An 18,612-nucleotide genomic window follows, 5' to 3' on the forward strand; every position below is an offset into this window, starting at 1 on the left:
CGGAGGGGTTCCACACGTACCCATCCCGAACACGACCGTTAAGCCCTCTAGCGCCGATGGTACTTGGACCGAAGGGTCCTGGGAGAGTAGGACGTTGCCAAGCAAAGAACCACTGCCGATGATATTCGGTGGTGGTTTTTATTTTACTATGAGTGAGTACTGATTATAATTTTTTAACAGCCCGATAGAACATTTCGGGCTGCTTTTTTAATGAAACATGTATATTACTTCTTCTCGGTAGTAAGCACTTCAGTTAAGCGTAAAAGTGAATTTTGTAATGCCTTTTTGGTATCGGGGTCGATGACTTTACCTTGTTGGTTCATTTTCATTGTAATGTGAGGAATTGTAAATGAGGCGTCATATAGAATATGAGCATTAATCATGTTTAAAGTTAGCAGTATGGAAGCATGGGCTTTATCACCGCCCAATGGGCTGGGAGAAGCTGCAACGACCACTGTAGGTTTATTCATCCATTCTCCGGAAGATACAATCCAGTCTAATGCATTTTTTAAAACGCCCGGGATACCGTTCCCGTACTCGGGTGTACAGACGAGGACACCGTCTGCTTGTTTCAATTGGGATCTTAAATGTTGGACAGCAACTGGACCGTCATCTACATCCAGATCCGGGTTGAAGTGTGCGAGGTCATTCAACTGGTTATATACTTGGAAGTTTAAAACAGAGGGAGCAAGTTCTATCATAGCCTGCATGAGTAGGGTGTTCGTGGATTGTTTTCGCAGGCTTCCGGAAATCGCAAGGATGTTAATGTCTCTTTCCATATGGTTAAATCCTCATCTCTATCTATCAGTAATGTTAAACGATTTGTTTATTGTCCACCTTAACGAATGAAGTGTCTATAGGTCATGGCTTTATTTAAGGCATTCTTCATATTAAACAGAAAAGGGGTTATCCTTCTTCATACGATCTACATGCCAAATGTAAGGTAATGAAGATTAGAAGGGCAGCAATGATTCACATTTATCCACGGAATAATCAACGATAAATCAATTTTCATCAAATTTTAGTACCAAGTACTAATACTTAGTGCTATAATAGTAAAAAAACTAACGAGGTGATCACCGGTATGATTCAATCGAAAGCAACGATTACGGCCATGGGCACTTATGTACCGGATCGTATATTAAGTAATGCTGATTTGGAAAAAATGGTGGATACCAATGATGAATGGATTGTGCAGCGCACTGGAATGAGAGAACGGCGTATTGCAGCTGAGGATCAGTATGTATCCGATCTGGCAGTCAAAGCTGTGGAAGACATGATTCGTCGATACGGTGTTAGCGTTCGTGATGTTGATATGATTCTGGTGGCGACAAGTACACCGGAGTATGCTTTTCCGAGCACGGCATCCAGAGTACAAGCACAACTGAACATTCCTCAGACAGGGGCACTTGATTTGAGCGCAGCCTGCGCAGGATTTGTTTATGGACTGCAGTTGGCCGATAGCATGATTACCAGCGGTATGTATCGCAAAGTGCTGGTGATTGGCGCAGAGACATTATCGAAAATTACTGATTACACCGATCGTACGACATGCATTTTGTTTGGCGATGGAGCAGGGGCGTTTTTGTTGGAGCGAACAGAAGGACAGGGGAATACTCTCGCAGCGGTTTCCGGAACCCAGGGTGAGGGCGGCTTACATGTCTATAGCAGTGGGCTTTCCTCCGAAATGAATGGCGTATCCCTTCAGGGGAACGGACGCCTTGTGCAAAACGGCCGAGAAGTATACAAATGGGCTGTCCGGCTGATTCCCGAGCAGCTGCCAAAACTCATTGCCAAAGCCGGACTGCAGGTTGAGCAGATTGACTGGTTCGTGCCGCATAGCGCCAACATGAGAATGATTGAGGCTGTGTGCGAGCGTGGTCCCGTCCCGCTGGAGCGTACACTGACCAGCATGGAGTATCGCGGTAATACTTCAGCCGCATCCATACCTCTAGCGATTCAGTTGGCCGTGGATGAAGGAAAAGTGAAGCAAGGGCAGCGTCTCGCCTTGTTCGGATTCGGAGGCGGTCTAACCTATGCTGGACTTGTGATGGAATGGAGAGTTCCTGATTCGGATCTAACGAAGTAACATAGATGTCAGAGCAGTGGATTGGAAAACACAGATTGTTTTAACTGGTAATACAAAAAGTACACTCACCTCTCATGTTGAGGTAAGTGTACTTTTTTGTGTATTTATGCATTTTTTTCAACGTGAAGAGTTATGGTGTAAGTTTAGGAGCTTGGCGGTGATGTGTGCCTTGCTCGTAGCTATAGGCCAGTTTGATCAATGTACCTTCATCAAAGGCACGGCCCAGGAATTCGATGCCTACAGGCAAACCGTCTGTAGTAAATCCAGCAGGTACGGTGATCGCCGGGAAACCGGAGAAAGGACTTAACCGGTTATTTCCACCCGAGTTCTGGCCTTCACCGATTACACCAGCAGCCTGTGTGGAAGTAGGATAGACGATGGCATCCAGGTTATTGTCTGCCATCACTTTGAGCAGTGATTCACGCGTAATCTGAGTACGCTTCAATACGATGTCTTTGTACTCGGTTGTCTCCAATGTTTCCCGTGCATCACGAGCCTTCATGGATTGCTCTTGAGTTTTGTCAAACTCTCCTGAAGCGATAATCTCCGACAGGCTGTGATATGGTGCTTCATTACCCAGTGACTCCAGATAGTCGTTGAGTTGGAACTTGAATTCATATCCGCTCAAGCTCGGATACTTATTGATTTCTTCCAGGTTCGGAATGCTGATTGGTACAGCGGTTGCACCGAGGGACTTCAGTTCTTCCACTGCATTGTTAATAACATCAGCAACTGCTTTCTCTTCCGCTTTGGTGCTTGGGATGAGCTCTGCGGCCACACCGATACGTGCACCTTTCAAGCCGTTCACATCCAGGAAATCGGTATAGCTGGACGGGATTTTGCCTACGGCGTAGGCTGTAGCAACATCATCTTTGTCATAACCCGCCGTAGCGTCCAGCATGATTGCTGCGTCACTAACCGTACGAGCCATAGGGCCACCCACATCCTGAGTCAGTGCCAGCGGGATGATCCCTTCACGGCTGGACAACCCGATTGTTGGACGGATACCAACAAGGCTGTTGAAGCTGGATGGAATACGGATCGATCCACCTGTGTCTGTACCCATGCCGGCTGCGGCAAAGTTGGAGGCAATGGCTGCCCCTGTTCCACCGCTGGAGCCACCAGGATAGTGATCCAGTGCGTAAGGGTTCAGAGTTTGTCCACCCAATGAACTGGATGTAGTAATGCCGAACGCAAATTCATGCAGGTTTGTTTTGCCCAGGATGATGGCACCGGCTTCCTTGAGCTTCTTCACCTGTTCCGCATCCTGGGAAGGTACGGAATCTTTCAGACAGATACAACCGGCAGTGGTAGGCATGTCATTTGTATCAAAGTTGTCTTTTACAAGTACCGGAATACCATGCAGAGGACCACGTGATCCTTGGGCTGCACGTTCTTCGTCCAAAGTCTCAGCTATTTGGAGTGCATCCGGATTCAAGGTCAATACTGCATTAATGCTAACACCCTGGTCATCGAATTTTTCAATCCGATCCAAATACATTTGAACCAGTTCCTTGGATGTAAGCTTTCCTTGCGTCATTGCAGCCTGAAGTTCCGTAATGGTCGCTTCCTCCAGAACAATTGGCTTGATGTAGTTATAAATGCGGTCTTTCAATATGGAGACATCATTTTCTGTTAGAACAGCGTTAGGCAGGAAGAGGGAATCCGTATATCCTTTCATTAATCCGGCGGCATTCAAGGCACCGATGGCACCTGCATAACTGGACTGGTCTGGTACATCCTTGAACGACTCTGTGGTGGACTCCAGCTTCAGCCAGGTTTGGAGGGCTAGAGCTGCATCCTTACGCTGTATGGTTTTGCCCGAGAGCTTGTCCATTGAAAAAGGCACACCTGCAAGTGTAGCGGCTTCTTCCATGGCTTCTGTAAACGCGGCGGCAGTGACAGGAGCCTTGCCAGCAGAAACTGCTGCGACCGTGGTTTTACTTGATGGCGCTGCCGTTGCGGCTGAGGCCAATGGTACGGCTCCTCCCCAAGTTGTAACGACGACTGCTCCCGTCAGTAACAGGGCTCCACTTTTTTTCAATACAGATCCATGATAAGTCATGCATCCACGCTCCCTTCTCTGTCTTAAATGATGTGTGTTAGTGAAACTGATCGATATGCTTTTGTCACATTCTAAATATATGTTAGGTATTCTTACAACACTCATATTTATCCAAAAAAACGGATACAAGCTGCATAAATATGGTTGTTTCTTTCAAATACTCTTGATCCCGTGCACAGAAGAAATTTAATCAACTATATTTGTGTCATGTTTTATTACATATAAAAATTTAGGGAAAGGAATCAGATAAATAGTTTATCGTGATCGCGTCAGCAAACGCTTAGTACGAAATGATATAATGAAAGGATAGAACGAGGGTCATAAGGTGTAAGAAGAAAGGAAGAGATGTGAAGTGAAAACATTGGTACTCGCAGAGAAACCGTCTGTGGCACGCGAAATAGCCAGAGTTATGGGCGCGCGTGATAAACATAAAAGTTATTTGGAAGGTCCTAAATATATTGTAACGTGGGCGCTTGGTCATCTGGTGGGACTGGCGGAACCTGAGGATTACGACAAGAAGTATGCCACTTGGAATCTCGAGGATTTGCCGATCCTACCTGAACGGGCGAAACTGAAGGTGTTGAGGGAGACGAATCATCAATATAAGGCCGTGCAGCAGCTCATGAAACGCCAGGATGTTGGTGAACTCGTCATCGCAACCGATGCCGCTCGTGAGGGAGAATTGCTCGCACGGTGGATCATGCAGATGGCCCAGTGGAAGAAGCCTTTCAAACGACTGTGGATTTCTTCCCAGACGGATAAGGCGATCAAGGAAGGATTTGCTTCACTGAAACCGGGGAGCCAGTTTGACCGTCTCTACGAATCGGCACGCTGTCGCGCAGAAGCAGACTGGATGATTGGGCTTAATGTGACGCGGGCGCTGACGGTTCGATTTAATGCACAGTTGTCTGCAGGGCGGGTACAGACTCCCACACTAGGCATGATCATGGACAGGGAAAATGAAATTAATGGATTCCGCTCACAGGAATATGAGACATTCACTGCGGATTTTGGAGAGTTTCAGGCCGTGTGGCGGGCCCCGGGTGGTGATTCTCGCATCTTCGATAGTCAGGATACCCAGGCATTGAAGAACCGGGTGGATGGACGTAAGGGGACCATTGCTCAGGTGAAAAAAAGTGAAAAGGTCGAGCCGCATCCACTGGCCTATGACCTGACGGAGCTGCAGCGTGACGCTAACCGCAAGTATGGCTTCTCTGCCAAGCAGACCTCCAACGTTCTTCAACGTCTCTATGAGCAGCACAAGCTGGTTACTTATCCGCGTACGGACAGCCGCTATCTGACGTCGGACATGACAGGTACGCTGAAAGAAAGACTGGATAGTGTAGCAGTCGGACCCTATGCGTCATTGGCGCGTCCATTGCTGCGGAAAAATCTGAATATCACTAAACGCATCGTTGATGATAGCAAGGTAACGGATCACCACGCCATCATTCCAACGGAACAGATCGTGCTGCTCAACCAGCTGAATCCAGAGGAGCGTAAACTGTATGATCTGATCGTTCGCCGTTTTATCAGTCTGTTCTATCCAGCGGCAAAATACGATTCGGTAGCCATTACCGTTCAGGTTGGCAATGATTCCTTTCATGTCAAAGGAACCACGGTAAAAGACAGCGGCTGGCGCGAAGTATATGGCGGAGACTACAGTGATGACGATGATGAACGCACGGAGGATCAAGCAGACAATGGACGTGCTCTTTTGCCGGATGTGCAGCAAGGTCAGTCGGTTACCGTTCAGCGTTGTCATGTTAAAAGCGGGAGAACGATGCCGCCTAAACGGTACACTGAAGCAGCTCTGCTTGCTCAAATGGAGAAGCATGGACTCGGTACACCAGCTACACGAGCAGATATTATCGAGAAATTGGTCAGCTCAGATACCATTGATCGTCAAGGAAACAGCATGCATCCAACGGGAAAAGGGAAGCAACTGATCGAACTGGCTGCACCGCAGCTTCGCACACCGGAGTTAACAGCCCGCTGGGAGGCTGAACTGGAACGGATTGCCCGAGGACAGGGGAAACCGGGACCTTTTCTGGATGGTATACGTTCGATGGCAAAAGAGCTGGTCTCCACTGTGAAAGGAAGTAAGGCGGAGTATAAACCCCATAACGTGTCCAATAGTCACTGTCCGGATTGTAATGCACGTTTGCTTGAGAAGAAAGGGAAGCGCGGCAAGTTTCTCGTATGTCCCACTGAGGATTGTGGCTATCGCCGCTCGGCAGAGAAACGGTTATCCAACCGTCGTTGTCCGCAGTGTCACAAGAAGATGGAAATGAAGGAAGGAAAAGCGGGCTTGTATGTGCAATGTCTGCCTTGCGGCATCACGGAAGCCTTGGACAAAGACAAGCAGCACGTGAACAAACGCGAACAGCAAAAGCTGGTCAAGCAGTATGCCAAACAGGAATCCATTGGCTCCAATCTCGGTGATCTGTTGAAGGCAGCCATGGAGAAAAAAGGGGAATAATTGCCCTGAGTATGGTCTGTGGGGTACCTGCAGGGAAATCGTTGCCTAAACATCATGTTGGTATAAACAAAAGGTGGATACTGGTGAGGTTTTGTGAATTAAACCGCTTCGCGTGGTGCTGTATAAGATCCCTCCTTTTCAGGCAACGTAAGCCAAGGAGGTGACACAGATGCCGCATAACAAGCCAGAGAAAATTCATAACCAGCAGAACAAGGACAGCATCCGGGAAGAAAGCATCGGAGCACGTCCAACCAAGGCAGGCAAAAGAGTTCCCAGCCTGAACGGTATTCCTAAACAGGAATCCTAGGTTCTTAATGGGACTGATTATGGATTAATCTATTCTAGCGGCTCCCTTCTCGCGTTGATCATGTCCCTGCAGAGGACTATAATGGAGGAACAGGGAGATGTCCCGGGATAGGGGGACCGCTAGAATTATATGCAAACTGGACTCATATTGTGGTTTATATTTATCAACGTGGTAGGTTATCTGGTGATGTCAGATGACAAAAAGCGGGCGCAGCGACGTCGTGACCGTACACCCGAACGGACGTTATTCCTGCTTGCTTTTATTGGAGGTGCACTTGGGGTTTGGATCGCGATGTACCGGAAACGGCACAAAACCAAACATCCGAGCTTCACCATCGGAATTCCACTTCTATTGTTTCTGAATGCCGTCATTTATGGGTATTTTCTGAAATAGAACATAGAGGTGCTGCCTGCTGCAACATGAGGTAATTGGTTCATATCGGCTTGATAACGTTTATAGGGTTACATGGTTCTGTATTTGTTTTTATGTCAGACCGGAGCATTTGGCTTCGGAGTTTCTACATATAAGGAAGGGACGGGATTTACATGTTATTCTCTAAAATATTAGTGGCTTACGACGGATCGAAAGCTTCAAACAAGGCGCTGGATCGTGCGATTGAGCTGGCTAAGGTATCTCCGGATGCTGTCATTGATGTCATTCATGCCTTTGATTTCCCGCGTGTATTCATCGGGGAAGGGCTTGCGCCGCTGCCGCCATCACTCAATAATGATTATTACAACTTGGCTGTGCAGACGACGGATGAAGCCAAAGAACGCGTTAAAGCTGCGGGAGTTACGGCAAACGTGGACCTGATTCAAGGAGCGGCAGCAGAAGTACTGCTTGATTACGCTAAGGAAAATGGATCAGATGTTATTGTAATCGGAAGTCGTGGACTTGGCGGCATTCGTGAATTTGTGTTGGGCAGTGTCAGTCATAACGTAGTGCAGCATGCTCAAGTTCCTGTACTGATCGTGAAATAAGCAATATACATGTATGTATTAAAATAGTAGCGGGAAGCCGGCTGTCTTCGATCAACTGAAGAGAGGCCGGCTTTCTTTTATGGGATGAAATGGATATGCAAACCAAGAAAAGTGCCTCAATCACGAACAATACATTTGTCAATATGTTAAATGTTCGTCTTTAAGTTGACATTAGCTGTAGGGGATTGTTAGAATGTTAGATGTGTCGATCAGGTAAGAATAAGGTCGAGTAGGAACGAAAGCTGTACACGGCTGAACAGAAATGAGTCGTGGGATTGAAATAGATATTTGCTCGTATAACGCCGGGGATAAGGCCCGGAAGTATCTACCCGGAAACCGTAAATTTCCGGACTACGAGGAGATACGGCTGAGAGTCGCATGAATATGGATGCGGACAGCAAGCCCCCTTTTGGCATGCCCAAATGCGGGATACGTATTTCTTGGAGTCCGGTGTCCGGAGAAAATGTGATGTTTTCGCGGGTAGCGGATTTTTTCATTTCACGAGGAAACGCATTTATGCAAGTGATGTTGCTATCAAAAAAGCTCAGACGGGAGTTGGATGTATTCATGTCAGTGCAGGTCGCTGTAATTATGGGCAGCAAGTCGGATTGGGAAACGATGAAGCATGCGTGCGAGGTGCTGGACGAACTGGAGATTGGGTATGAAAAAAAGGTCGTATCCGCGCATCGCACACCAGATCTGATGTTTGAATATGCCGAGCAGGCCACCGAGCGTGGATTCAAGGTTATCATTGCAGGTGCAGGCGGAGCAGCACATCTTCCAGGTATGGTTGCTTCCAAAACGATGCTTCCGGTAATCGGAGTACCTGTGCAGTCCAAGGCATTGAATGGTCTCGATTCCCTGTTATCTATTGTTCAAATGCCTGGTGGAATCCCTGTTGCAACAGTAGCCATCGGGAAGGCAGGAGCAACCAATGCGGGGCTGCTTGCGGCCCAGATGATCGGCGCCTTCGATGAGGATGTCCGGAATCGCTGCGAAGCTCGCAGAGAGCATATCAAACGTGAAGTACTGGAAAGCAGTGATGAGCTATGAGTAAAACGGAATTGAATGCTGCCGGGATGGCTGAACGCGTCCTGCTGCCAGGGAAAACGACCATTGGAATTCTGGGAGGCGGACAGCTTGGACGAATGCTGACGTTAGCCGGGACTGCGATGGGATACCGTTTTGTCACGCTGGATCCGGCGACGGATTCACCTTGTGGACAGGTAGCCCGTCAGATTGAGGCGGCATATGACGATGAAGCTGCAGCACTTGAGCTGGCCCGTCAGTGTGATGTGATTACGTATGAATTTGAAAATGTGGATGCAGGTGTTGCGGGCTTGCTGGAACGTGAATCCTATGTACCGCAAGGAAGTGCGTTATTGTATACCACCCAGCATCGGTTGCGTGAGAAACGGGCCATTGAAGCTGCAGGCGTAAGAGTGGCGCCTTATCGGGAAATTACAAGCAAAGATACCATGCAAGCCGCTGTAAGCGAACTTGGTGTACCTTGTGTACTGAAGACAGTAACCGGAGGGTACGATGGCAAAGGCCAGCGGGTCATCCGGGATGCAAGCCAGGCAGCATCGGCTTATGATGAGCTTGCAGCTACCGGAGCGGAACTGGTGCTGGAGCAATTTATCAAGTTTGAATGCGAAATCTCCGTTGTCGTTGCACGAAGTACTAATGGGGAGATCAAGACATTCCCACCGGCGGAGAACATTCATGTGAATAACATTTTGCATGCATCGATCATTCCGGCAAGAGTGGCTACGAATATACAGATCGAAGCACAGAAGCTCGCAGCGGCTGTGGCCGAATCCTTGCAGGCGGTTGGATTGCTGGCGGTTGAGCTGTTTGTTGCGGCAGATGGAAGACTGTATGTGAACGAGCTGGCTCCAAGGCCGCATAATTCCGGTCATTACACGATGGAAGCCTGTGCGACCTCACAATTCGAGCAGCACATTCGTGCCATCTGCGGATTGCCGCTTGGAGACACTACACTGTTAAGTCCGGTCGTTATGGTCAATGTGCTTGGAGAACATCTGGAAGGAATCATCGCAAGAACGGGTCAACCTGATATCGAAGCGATGGAACTTGGTGTCATTCCCAAGCTTCATATATATGGCAAAGCCGAAGCGAAAACAGGACGGAAAATGGGGCATGTCAATCTGCTCTGTCAGGATGTTGAAGAAGCATTGCAATGGATTGAACAAACTAATATCTGGAGGAATACAAATTCATGATCGAACGTTATAGCAGACCCGAAATGAGAGCCATCTGGACGGAGGAAAATAAATTCAAGTCCTGGTTGGAAGTTGAAATTTGTGCATGTGAAGCATGGGCGGAACTCGGTGTTATCCCTAAGGAAGAAGCAGCATTGCTTCGCCAAAACGCTTCTTTTGATATCGACCGCATCTATGAAATCGAGCAGGAAACACGTCATGATGTTATTGCTTTCACACGTACAGTATCCGAAAGTCTGGGTGCGGAGCGGAAATGGGTGCATTACGGACTGACCTCCACGGATGTCGTAGATACGGCTCTGGGTTATGTATTGCGTCAGGCGAATGAGATTCTGGAACGCGACATCGTGAATTTTATCGAAATCCTGCGTGACAAAGCACTGGCTTACCAGCACACACCGATGATGGGTCGTACACACGGGGTGCATGCCGAGCCAACAACCTTTGGTTTAAAAATGGCTTTGTGGCATGAAGAGATGAAACGGAACCTGGAACGTTTCCGCCATGCGGCAGACAACGTGCAGTACGGTAAAATCTCGGGTGCGGTAGGAACTTATGCGAACATCGATCCGTTTGTAGAAGAATTCGTCTGCGAGAAGCTGGGCACGAAGCCTGCACCGATCTCCACGCAAACCCTGCAGCGTGACCGTCATGCGGAATACATGGCCACACTGGCATTGATTGCAACATCCCTGGACAAGTTCGCTACTGAAGTTCGTGCACTGCAAAAGAGTGAATTCCGTGAAGTGGAAGAGGCATTTGCCAAAGGTCAAAAGGGATCATCCGCGATGCCGCACAAGCGTAACCCAATCGGTAGCGAAAACATCTCCGGTCTGTCCCGCGTCATTCGTGGACATATGGTGTCGGCATACGAAAACGTAACCCTGTGGCATGAACGCGATATCTCGCACTCTTCCGTAGAACGTGTCATCCTCCCGGATGCAACGATGCTGCTGAACTACATGCTGAACCGTTTCGGTAACATTGTGAAAAACCTGACGGTATTCCCTGAGAACATGAAACGCAACATGGAGCGCACATACGGTGTGCCATTCTCGGGCCGTGTGCTGACCAAACTGATCGACAAAGGCTTCAGCCGTGAACAAGCGTATGATACCGTTCAACCACGTGCCATGCAGGCATGGGAAGAACAGCGCCAGTTCAAGGATATCGTGAAAGCTACACCGGAAATCACGGAAGTGCTGAGCGATAAAGAAATCGAAGACGCGTTCAACCCGTCCTGGCACCTGAAGCACGTGGACACGATCTTCAAAAAGCTTGGCTTGACCGACTAATTACCTCCTTAAATATTAGTCTGTTATGTGTTCACGCGGGAACGGAGAAGGCAGAACAAACCTGGAGAAGCGAAGCGGTCGCCTTTATCCCCGGATTTTCACTTTGGAAAAAGTAGAATCAAAAAATCCGGGGGTAACAGCGATCGAAAGGTTGTTCTGAATTCGGAGTGGTTAGCGTGATGAGGGGAATTGAACTTATATTTTATATCTCCTGAAAGAAGGTGAGCCTCCATGGCACTGTCCACAGCGGCAGATCTCGTTAAAGCACCTCTGTTATATAAAGGAAAAGTACGTGAATTGTACGACCTGGGGGAATATTTTCTGATCGTGGTCACGGACCGAATTTCGGCTTTTGACTACGTGCTGGACCCGGCGGTTCCCGAGAAAGGCAATGTGCTGAATAAACTCAGCAGCTTCTGGTTTGAACTGACGAGGGACATGATGGACAACCATGTGGTGCACACGGACGTGAACCGATTGGGTGACCTGATTGTGGACCCGGAACTTCTGAAAGATCGGATTATGGTGACCCGCAAGGCCGAACGCATTGATATCGAATGTGTAGTGCGTGGATACATTACCGGAGGCGGATGGAGACAGTATGAGAAGAGCGGAGAGGTCAACGGCATCCAACTGCCGGAAGGACTTCGCAAAAACGCCAAGCTCGAAAGTCCCATCTTCACCCCGGCAGCCAAAAATGATGTAGGTCATGACGAAGACATCCCGATGGACCGCATGAAAGAACTGGTTGGGGATACGCTGGCAATGGAGCTTCAGGAAAAAAGCCTGCGTCTGTATGAATTCGCTCGGGATTACTGTAACCAGCGTGGGATCATCCTCGCAGACTGCAAATTTGAGTTTGGTATCGTGGATGGCAAGGTTATCCTGATCGACGAAATTTTCACCCCGGATGCTTCGCGCTTCTGGGCCAAAGAAAATTACGCACTCGACATCGAGATCGACAGCATGGACAAAGAACCGGTGCGCACCTATCTGGCAGGATCCGATTGGGACAAGAACAGTAAGCCCGATCCGCTGCCACAAGCGGTGGTGGAGGCAACAACAGCAAGATACGTCGATATTTATAATCGTTTAACGAAATAATAACGTTTGAGATAAGCTACGGGAAAGTTTGGCTTTCGATCGCTGTTGCCCCCAGAATGTTTAGATTGAAATCCTTTTTTTCAAAAGGATACATTCCGGTTGCAAAGGCGACCGCTTCGCTTCTCCAGCTCAAATCTTTCCCTCCGCCAGTGTCAAACTGGGGGATGAGGCAATGTAAACCAAGACTTCTATCGAACAGGAAGTCTAAAAATAGTAAAACAGTATAGTTACTAATGTAGCTTCACGTAGTGGTCAGTCTCGACCATTACACACCGTGCAACGTAAAGGTTTAGGCCTTTAAAAACGTCGCATGGACTAGCGAAGGGGCGGAATTGTTCTTAAAGGAGCGTTAGCGTTCGCCTTTGTCCTCAGGTTTTGACCGCACAGCGGTTCAAAATAATCAGAAAAACCTGGGGACAACAGCGACCGGAAGAACAATCCGCCCCGAAGCAAGCTCCCAAACCACTTTTTTAACAGCATAAAGCATTTATTCCGTTCATTACTGAGGAGGAACATAAGGATCATGATCAAAGCAACCGTCTATGTCACTATTAAGCAAAGCGTACTCGACCCGCAAGGAGTTGCCGTTCAAGGCGCCCTGCACTCGATGGGATTCAATGAAGTGGAAAGTGTACGGATCGGTAAAGTCATGGAACTGACCCTGGATACGACAGATCGTGAAGAAGCGGAAAAACGTTTGACTGTGATGTGCGAGAAGCTGCTGGCCAACACCGTTGTTGAAGATTACCGCTACGAATTGGAGGGTTAATCCCATGAAATTTGCAGTTCTTGTGTTTCCTGGCTCCAACTGCGATATTGACTGTTACAAAGCAGTAGAAGATGCCATTGGGCAAGAGGTTGATTATGTATGGCACACGGCGACGGATCTCTCAGCGTATGATTGTATCCTGGTTCCGGGTGGTTTCTCCTATGGAGACTACTTGCGCTGTGGGGCGATTTCCCGCTTCGCACCAGTAATGAATGAGGTAGCCAAAGCTGCTGAACAAGGCAAATATATTCTCGGTATCTGCAACGGATTCCAGATCCTGACCGAAGCGGGACTGCTTCCGGGGGCATTAATCCGCAATATGTCACTGAAATTCCGTTGTCACGATACGGTATTGAAAGTGACAAATGCAGATACACCATTTACACGTGACTATGCACCAGGGGAAGAAATTATCATCCCGATTGCTCACGGTGAAGGAAACTATTACTGCGACGAGGAGACGCTGGCGAGTTTGCAGGCGAACAACCAGATCGTATTTACGTATGGAAGCAACCCGAACGGTTCCCTGGGGGATATCGCAGGAATCTGTAATGAGGGCGGAAACGTGGTTGGCATGATGCCGCATCCGGAGCGCGCGGTTGACTCACTGCTGGGCTCGGAAGACGGCAAACGTATGTTTACATCTATTTTGAAAGCATGGAGGGATCGGCATGACGCAGCAGCTATCCGCTAAGGAACCGACAGCAGAACAGGTCGCAGAACATAAACTTTACGCACAAATGGGCGTGTCGGACAGCGAGTATGAGCTGATCTGTGAATTCATGGGACGCAAGCCGAATTACACGGAAATCGGTGTATTTAGTGTCATGTGGTCCGAGCACTGTGCGTACAAAAACTCCAAGCCGTTGTTGCGCCGTTTCCCAACCAGTGGACCACGTGTCCTGATGGGACCGGGTGAAGGTGCCGGGATCGTGGATATCGGTGACAACCAGGCGGTTGTATTCAAAATTGAAAGCCATAACCACCCTTCCGCGGTTGAGCCTTACCAAGGTGCGGCAACAGGTGTGGGCGGCATCATTCGTGATATTTTCTCCATGGGTGCCAGACCGGTAGCCCTGCTGAACTCGCTTCGTTTCGGCAAGCTGGAGAGTGACCGCGTGAAATATCTGTTTGAACATGTCGTTTCCGGTATTGCCGGTTATGGTAACTGTATCGGTATTCCAACGGTAGCCGGGGAAGTTATGTTCGACGAAAGTTATGAAGGCAACCCACTTGTAAATGCAATGTGCGTAGGCTTGATCGATCATGACAAAATCCAGCGCGGTGTAGCCAAGGGCGTAGGAAACCCGGTGTACTACGTTGGTCCTCCAACTGGCCGCGACGGAATTCACGGCGCAACGTTTGCATCGGTAGAACTGACGGAAGAATCCGAATCCAAGAAGACAGCGGTTCAAGTCGGTGACCCATTCATGGAAAAACTCGTGATGGAATCCTGTCTGGAACTGATCGACACAGGGATCGTGCTTGGTATTCAGGATATGGGTGCAGCAGGCCTGACGTGCTCCAGTGCAGAGATGGCAAGTAAAGCGGGTAATGGTCTGGAATTGTATCTGGATCAGGTACCACAGCGTGAAGAAGGCATGACGCCTTATGAGATGATGCTGTCCGAGTCCCAGGAACGGATGCTGTTCGTTGTTGAGCCGAAGGATGAGGCGCAGGCCATGGAGATTTTTGAACGTTGGGGCGTCATCTGTGCAAAAGTCGGTAAAGTTACCGATGACGGACGTCTGAAGCTGTATCACCACGGCGAAGTGGTTGGTGACATGCCAGTTACAGCACTGGTGGACGAGTGTCCGGTGTACAACAAGCCATCTTCGGTACCGGCTTACTACGAGCAAAGCGCTTCAATCGACACCCTGCGTTACGATGAAGTGTCGGATCTCGGCGGCGCGCTGAAACAGGTGTTGGCTTCGCCTACGGTAGCAAGCAAAAAGTGGGTTTACGATCAATACGATTATATGGTGCGTACCAGCACTGCAGTTCGTCCAGGCTCGGATGCAGCGGTTATTACCATTCGCGGAACTCGCAAAGGTCTGGCGATGACAACGGACTGTAACGGACGTTATGTCTATCTGGATCCTGAAGTAGGCGGACGGATTGCCGTGAGTGAAGCAGCGCGTAACATTGTATGTTCCGGTGCAGAGCCGCTGGCGATTACGGACAACCTGAACTTTGGTAACCCGGAGAAGCCGGATATCTTCTGGCAGATGGAAAAAGCGGTAGACGGTATGGCAGAAGCTTGCCGCGTGCTGGATACACCGGTTATTGGTGGTAACGTGAGTTTGTATAACGAAAACGCCAAAGGCTCGATCTATCCAACGCCAGTGGTCGGTATGGTAGGTCTCGTTCATGACACGGATCATATCACGACACAAGGATTCAAATCCGAAGGCGATGTCATTATCCTCCTCGGTGAGACCAAAGCTGAGCTGGGCGGCAGCGAGCTGCAATACGCGGTTCATGGCAAAACGGAAGGCCGTCCGCCAGAGCTGAATTTGCAAACCGAAAAAGCGTTGCTCAGCACCGTGCTGGAAGCCATCCAATCCGGACTTGTTCGCTCGGCACATGACTTGTCTGAAGGCGGTCTGGCTGTGGCATTGGCAGAATCCTGCATCAGCGGCAACGTGGGTGCACAGGTCAATGTGGAAACTGCACTGCGTGCAGATCATGCACTCTTTAGTGAGAGCCAGTCCCGTATCCTGCTGTCGGCTTCGCCGGAGCAAGCGGGCCAACTTGAAGCGTTTGTACGTGAGCGCGGGGTACCTGTAGCTGTGATTGGACGTGTAGAAGGAAGTAACTTGACGATTGAATTGAACGGAACATCAGCCGTGAACGAACCTGTAGGAGGTTTGGCTCAGGTCTGGGAGGATGCGATTCCATGTCTCATGAACTGACGACAGGACAGTGGTGGACAGGCGATTATTATAACGAAGGGTCCGGCAAGGAAGGACTCGACAAATTGAAGGAAGAATGCGGAGTGTTCGGGGTGTTCAAACACCCTGACGCTGCATCGCTCTCCTATTATGGTTTGCACGCCCTGCAGCATCGAGGCGAAGAAAGTGCAGGCATGTGTGTAAGTGACGGCAATGAATTCCACTATCATCGCGGTATGGGTCTGGTGAAGGAAGTGTTCACCAAAGATCTGATGCAGACCCTGTCCGGTGATATTTCCATAGGTCACGTTCGGTATTCCACAAGCGGTGACAGTAAACTGACAAACGCTCAGCCTTTGGTTTTCAAATATCGTGACGGAGATCTGGCCGTAGCAACCAACGGGAATATCGTGAATGCACCAACCATCCGTCGTGAACTGGAACAGAGCGGATCGATCTTCCAGACAACAAGTGATACGGAGGTCATCGCGCATTTGATTGCACGTTCATCGAAGGGTTTGGTGGAAGCTGCTAAGGATGCATTCCAGCGTATTGTCGGTGGTTATGCGTTTCTGATCATGACCAATGACAAGCTGCTCGTTGCTTCTGATCCCCATGGTCTGCGTCCGCTGACGATGGGCAAATTGGGGGATGCGTATCTGTTCGCATCCGAGACTTGTGCGCTTGAAACGATCGGCGCGGAATTGATCCGCGATATTGAACCGGGTGAACTGCTGGTATTGGACGCAGATGGTTTGCATGAAGACCGCTTCGATCATCACAAACACCGCAAGGCGCTGTGTGCGATGGAATATATTTATTTTGCCCGTCCGGATAGTGATATGAATGGTGCCAATCAGCATGCTGCTCGTAAGCGGATGGGTGGACGCATGGCGATCGAATCATTTGTGGATGCCGATCTGGTCACAGGTGTACCGGACTCCAGTATTTCCGCGGCAATTGGATATGCTGAGCAAACTGGTATCCCATATGAGATGGGCATGATCAAGAACAAATACACCGGACGTACGTTTATCCAGCCAAGTCAGGAATTGCGTGAGCAGGGCGTGAAGATGAAGCTGAGCGCCGTGCGCCGTGTGGTTGAAGGCAAACGCGTTGTCATGATTGATGATTCCATTGTACGGGGTACGACATCCCGCCGGATCGTGAACATGCTGCGTGATGCCGGAGCAACCGAAGTACACGTACGAATAACGTCGCCGCCGTTCAAAAACCCGTGTTTCTACGGCATCGATACGCCCGACAGCCGCGAACTTATCGCCTCACAGCTGTCGGTGGAAGAGATTTGTCGTGAGATCAACGCGGACTCCCTGGCTTTTCTCAGTCCCGATGGACTGATTGCATCGATTCAGGGAGACAATCAGGATGACTATAAAGGCGGGCTCTGCCTCGCATGTTTCGATAATGATTACCCAACCAACCTCGACTTCGGCGGCGAAGAGAAATTCGGCTGCAGCTGTTAAGAAGCCCAAGCCCATAGCCCCGCCTTGCGGAGCAACAGGGGCCAAGCAGCGGAGCGAATCAGCAGCCGCCGAGCCCCGCCCGAGCCCTTCAGCCCCGCCTTGCGGAGCAACAGGGGCTCAGGCAGCAAGGCGAAGCAGCTGCCCCGGGCATCGCCCGAGCCCTTAAGCCCCGCCTTGCGGAGCAACATGGGCTCAGGCAGCGGTGCAAAGCAGCAGCCACCGGGCATTGCCCGAGCCCTTAAGCCCCGCCTTGCGGAGCAACAGGGGCTCAGGCAGCTGTGCAAAGCAGCTGCCAACGGGCCCTGCCCGAGCCCTTAAGCCCCGCCTTGCGGAGCAACAGGGGCCAGGCAGCGGAGCGAAGCAGCAGCCACCGGGCATTGCCCGAGCCCTTAAGCCCCGCCTTGCGAAGCAACAGGGGCTCAGGCAGCGGTGCAAAGCAGCTGCCACCGGGCCCCGCCCGAGCCCTTAGCCCCGCCTTGCGAAGCAACAGGGGCTCAAGCAGCGGTGCAAAGCAGCAGCCACCGGGCCCCGCCCGAGCCCTTCAGCCCCGCCTTGCGGAGCAACAGGGGCTCAGGCAGCGGTGCAAAGCAGCAGCCACCGGGCCCTGCCCGAGCCCTTCAGCCCCGCCTTGCGGAGCAACAGGGGCACAGGCAGCAAGGCGAAGCAGCAGCCGCCGAGCACCGCCCAAGCCCATAGCCCCGCCTTGCGGAGCAACAGGGGCACAGGCAGCAAGGCGAAGCAGCTGCCCAAGCGGGCTTGCCCCGCAGTGCAGTCAAGCGTGGTTCGCCTAGGCGCGGCTAAAAGCCAGCGGCATGGCGAACAAACACGCGAGCACATGAACGAACCAACCATAGCAAGATCATACCAGCCACCTCAGCACCGCTTGTTTGGCGGGTG

Annotated in this window: 16 protein-coding genes, 1 rRNA gene and 1 riboswitch; of the genes, 15 read left to right on the forward strand and 2 right to left on the reverse strand. The window is 50.1% G+C overall.

The genetic code is table 11. The annotated features are described in order from the left end of the window. A 5S ribosomal RNA gene (gene rrf / locus AAIH57_RS08805) occupies window positions 1–103 on the forward strand; the annotation flags it as partial. 121 nt (window positions 104–224) lie between these two features. Here rrf and AAIH57_RS08810 read toward each other — a convergent pair. Further along, window positions 225–779: an NADPH-dependent FMN reductase gene (locus AAIH57_RS08810; RefSeq protein WP_430021358.1), complete on the reverse strand. Its 555-nt coding sequence runs from the start codon at window positions 777–779 to the stop codon at window positions 225–227. Between the two features lie 305 nt (window positions 780–1,084). On the opposite strand from AAIH57_RS08810, the gene AAIH57_RS08815 reads away from it, so the two are divergent. Then, window positions 1,085–2,089: a ketoacyl-ACP synthase III gene (locus AAIH57_RS08815; protein WP_430021359.1), complete on the forward strand. Its 1,005-nt coding sequence runs from the start codon at window positions 1,085–1,087 to the stop codon at window positions 2,087–2,089. Window positions 2,090–2,219: 130 nt separating this feature from the next. Here the strand turns inward: AAIH57_RS08815 and AAIH57_RS08820 are convergent, their stop codons facing one another. Next, on the reverse strand, window positions 2,220–4,154 hold the full coding sequence (locus AAIH57_RS08820; RefSeq protein ID WP_430021360.1) for an amidase family protein: 1,935 nt from the start codon (window positions 4,152–4,154) through the stop codon (window positions 2,220–2,222). Window positions 4,155–4,506: 352 nt separating this feature from the next. On the opposite strand from AAIH57_RS08820, the gene AAIH57_RS08825 reads away from it, so the two are divergent. The 13 genes from AAIH57_RS08825 to AAIH57_RS08885 all read left to right on the forward strand — a co-directional run bounded on the left by AAIH57_RS08825 (window position 4,507) and on the right by AAIH57_RS08885 (window position 18,506). After that, window positions 4,507–6,636, forward strand: a complete 2,130-nt coding sequence (locus tag AAIH57_RS08825; protein WP_430021361.1) for a DNA topoisomerase III — start codon at window positions 4,507–4,509, stop codon at window positions 6,634–6,636. Between the two features lie 169 nt (window positions 6,637–6,805). Further along, window positions 6,806–6,943 carry a hypothetical protein gene (locus tag AAIH57_RS08830; protein ID WP_167301682.1) on the forward strand — a complete coding sequence of 46 codons (138 nt, stop codon included), beginning with the start codon at window positions 6,806–6,808 and terminating at the stop codon, window positions 6,941–6,943. 129 nt (window positions 6,944–7,072) lie between these two features. Next, window positions 7,073–7,336: a DUF1294 domain-containing protein gene (locus AAIH57_RS08835; protein ID WP_175394036.1), complete on the forward strand. Its 264-nt coding sequence runs from the start codon at window positions 7,073–7,075 to the stop codon at window positions 7,334–7,336. Window positions 7,337–7,488: 152 nt separating this feature from the next. Then, the gene (locus tag AAIH57_RS08840; protein ID WP_175394037.1) at window positions 7,489–7,923 is read left to right on the forward strand and encodes a universal stress protein; all 435 of its coding nucleotides are present in this window, start codon (window positions 7,489–7,491) and stop codon (window positions 7,921–7,923) included. 272 nt (window positions 7,924–8,195) lie between these two features. Then, a riboswitch (purine riboswitch) is annotated at window positions 8,196–8,297 on the forward strand. A 193-nt stretch (window positions 8,298–8,490) separates the two neighbouring features. Beyond that, window positions 8,491–8,976, forward strand: a complete 486-nt coding sequence (gene purE, locus AAIH57_RS08845) for a 5-(carboxyamino)imidazole ribonucleotide mutase (RefSeq protein WP_430021362.1) — start codon at window positions 8,491–8,493, stop codon at window positions 8,974–8,976. Further along, on the forward strand, window positions 8,973–10,169 hold the full coding sequence (gene purK / locus AAIH57_RS08850) for a 5-(carboxyamino)imidazole ribonucleotide synthase (RefSeq protein ID WP_430021363.1): 1,197 nt from the start codon (window positions 8,973–8,975) through the stop codon (window positions 10,167–10,169). The genes purE and purK overlap by 4 nt, the downstream gene beginning before the upstream one ends. Further along, window positions 10,166–11,464 carry an adenylosuccinate lyase gene (gene purB, locus AAIH57_RS08855; protein WP_430021364.1) on the forward strand — a complete coding sequence of 433 codons (1,299 nt, stop codon included), beginning with the start codon at window positions 10,166–10,168 and terminating at the stop codon, window positions 11,462–11,464. Before purK ends, purB begins: the two co-directional genes overlap by 4 nt. Before the next feature lie 231 nt (window positions 11,465–11,695). Beyond that, window positions 11,696–12,568 carry a phosphoribosylaminoimidazolesuccinocarboxamide synthase gene (locus tag AAIH57_RS08860; RefSeq protein ID WP_430021365.1) on the forward strand — a complete coding sequence of 291 codons (873 nt, stop codon included), beginning with the start codon at window positions 11,696–11,698 and terminating at the stop codon, window positions 12,566–12,568. 523 nt (window positions 12,569–13,091) lie between these two features. Beyond that, entirely contained in the window at window positions 13,092–13,337 is a 246-nt protein-coding gene (gene purS / locus AAIH57_RS08865; RefSeq protein WP_175394040.1) for a phosphoribosylformylglycinamidine synthase subunit PurS, read from the forward strand. A 4-nt stretch (window positions 13,338–13,341) separates the two neighbouring features. Then, complete coding sequence (purQ, locus tag AAIH57_RS08870; RefSeq protein ID WP_095288457.1) at window positions 13,342–14,031, forward strand: phosphoribosylformylglycinamidine synthase subunit PurQ; 690 nt, start codon at window positions 13,342–13,344, stop codon at window positions 14,029–14,031. Next, window positions 14,009–16,252 carry a phosphoribosylformylglycinamidine synthase subunit PurL gene (purL, locus tag AAIH57_RS08875; RefSeq protein ID WP_175394041.1) on the forward strand — a complete coding sequence of 748 codons (2,244 nt, stop codon included), beginning with the start codon at window positions 14,009–14,011 and terminating at the stop codon, window positions 16,250–16,252. Before purQ ends, purL begins: the two co-directional genes overlap by 23 nt. Then, window positions 16,237–17,715 (forward strand): amidophosphoribosyltransferase, encoded by a 1,479-nt coding sequence (gene purF / locus AAIH57_RS08880; RefSeq protein ID WP_175394042.1) that lies wholly within the window; start codon window positions 16,237–16,239, stop codon window positions 17,713–17,715. Before purL ends, purF begins: the two co-directional genes overlap by 16 nt. Window positions 17,716–17,993: 278 nt before the next feature. Beyond that, entirely contained in the window at window positions 17,994–18,506 is a 513-nt protein-coding gene (locus AAIH57_RS08885; RefSeq protein ID WP_430021366.1) for a hypothetical protein, read from the forward strand. Window positions 18,507–18,612: the final 106 nt, after the last annotated feature.

Origin of the sequence: Paenibacillus sp. MABNR03, from assembly GCF_050455445.1 — a bacterium.
GTDB classification, from domain to species: Bacteria; Bacillota; Bacilli; order Paenibacillales; family Paenibacillaceae; genus Paenibacillus; species Paenibacillus xylanilyticus.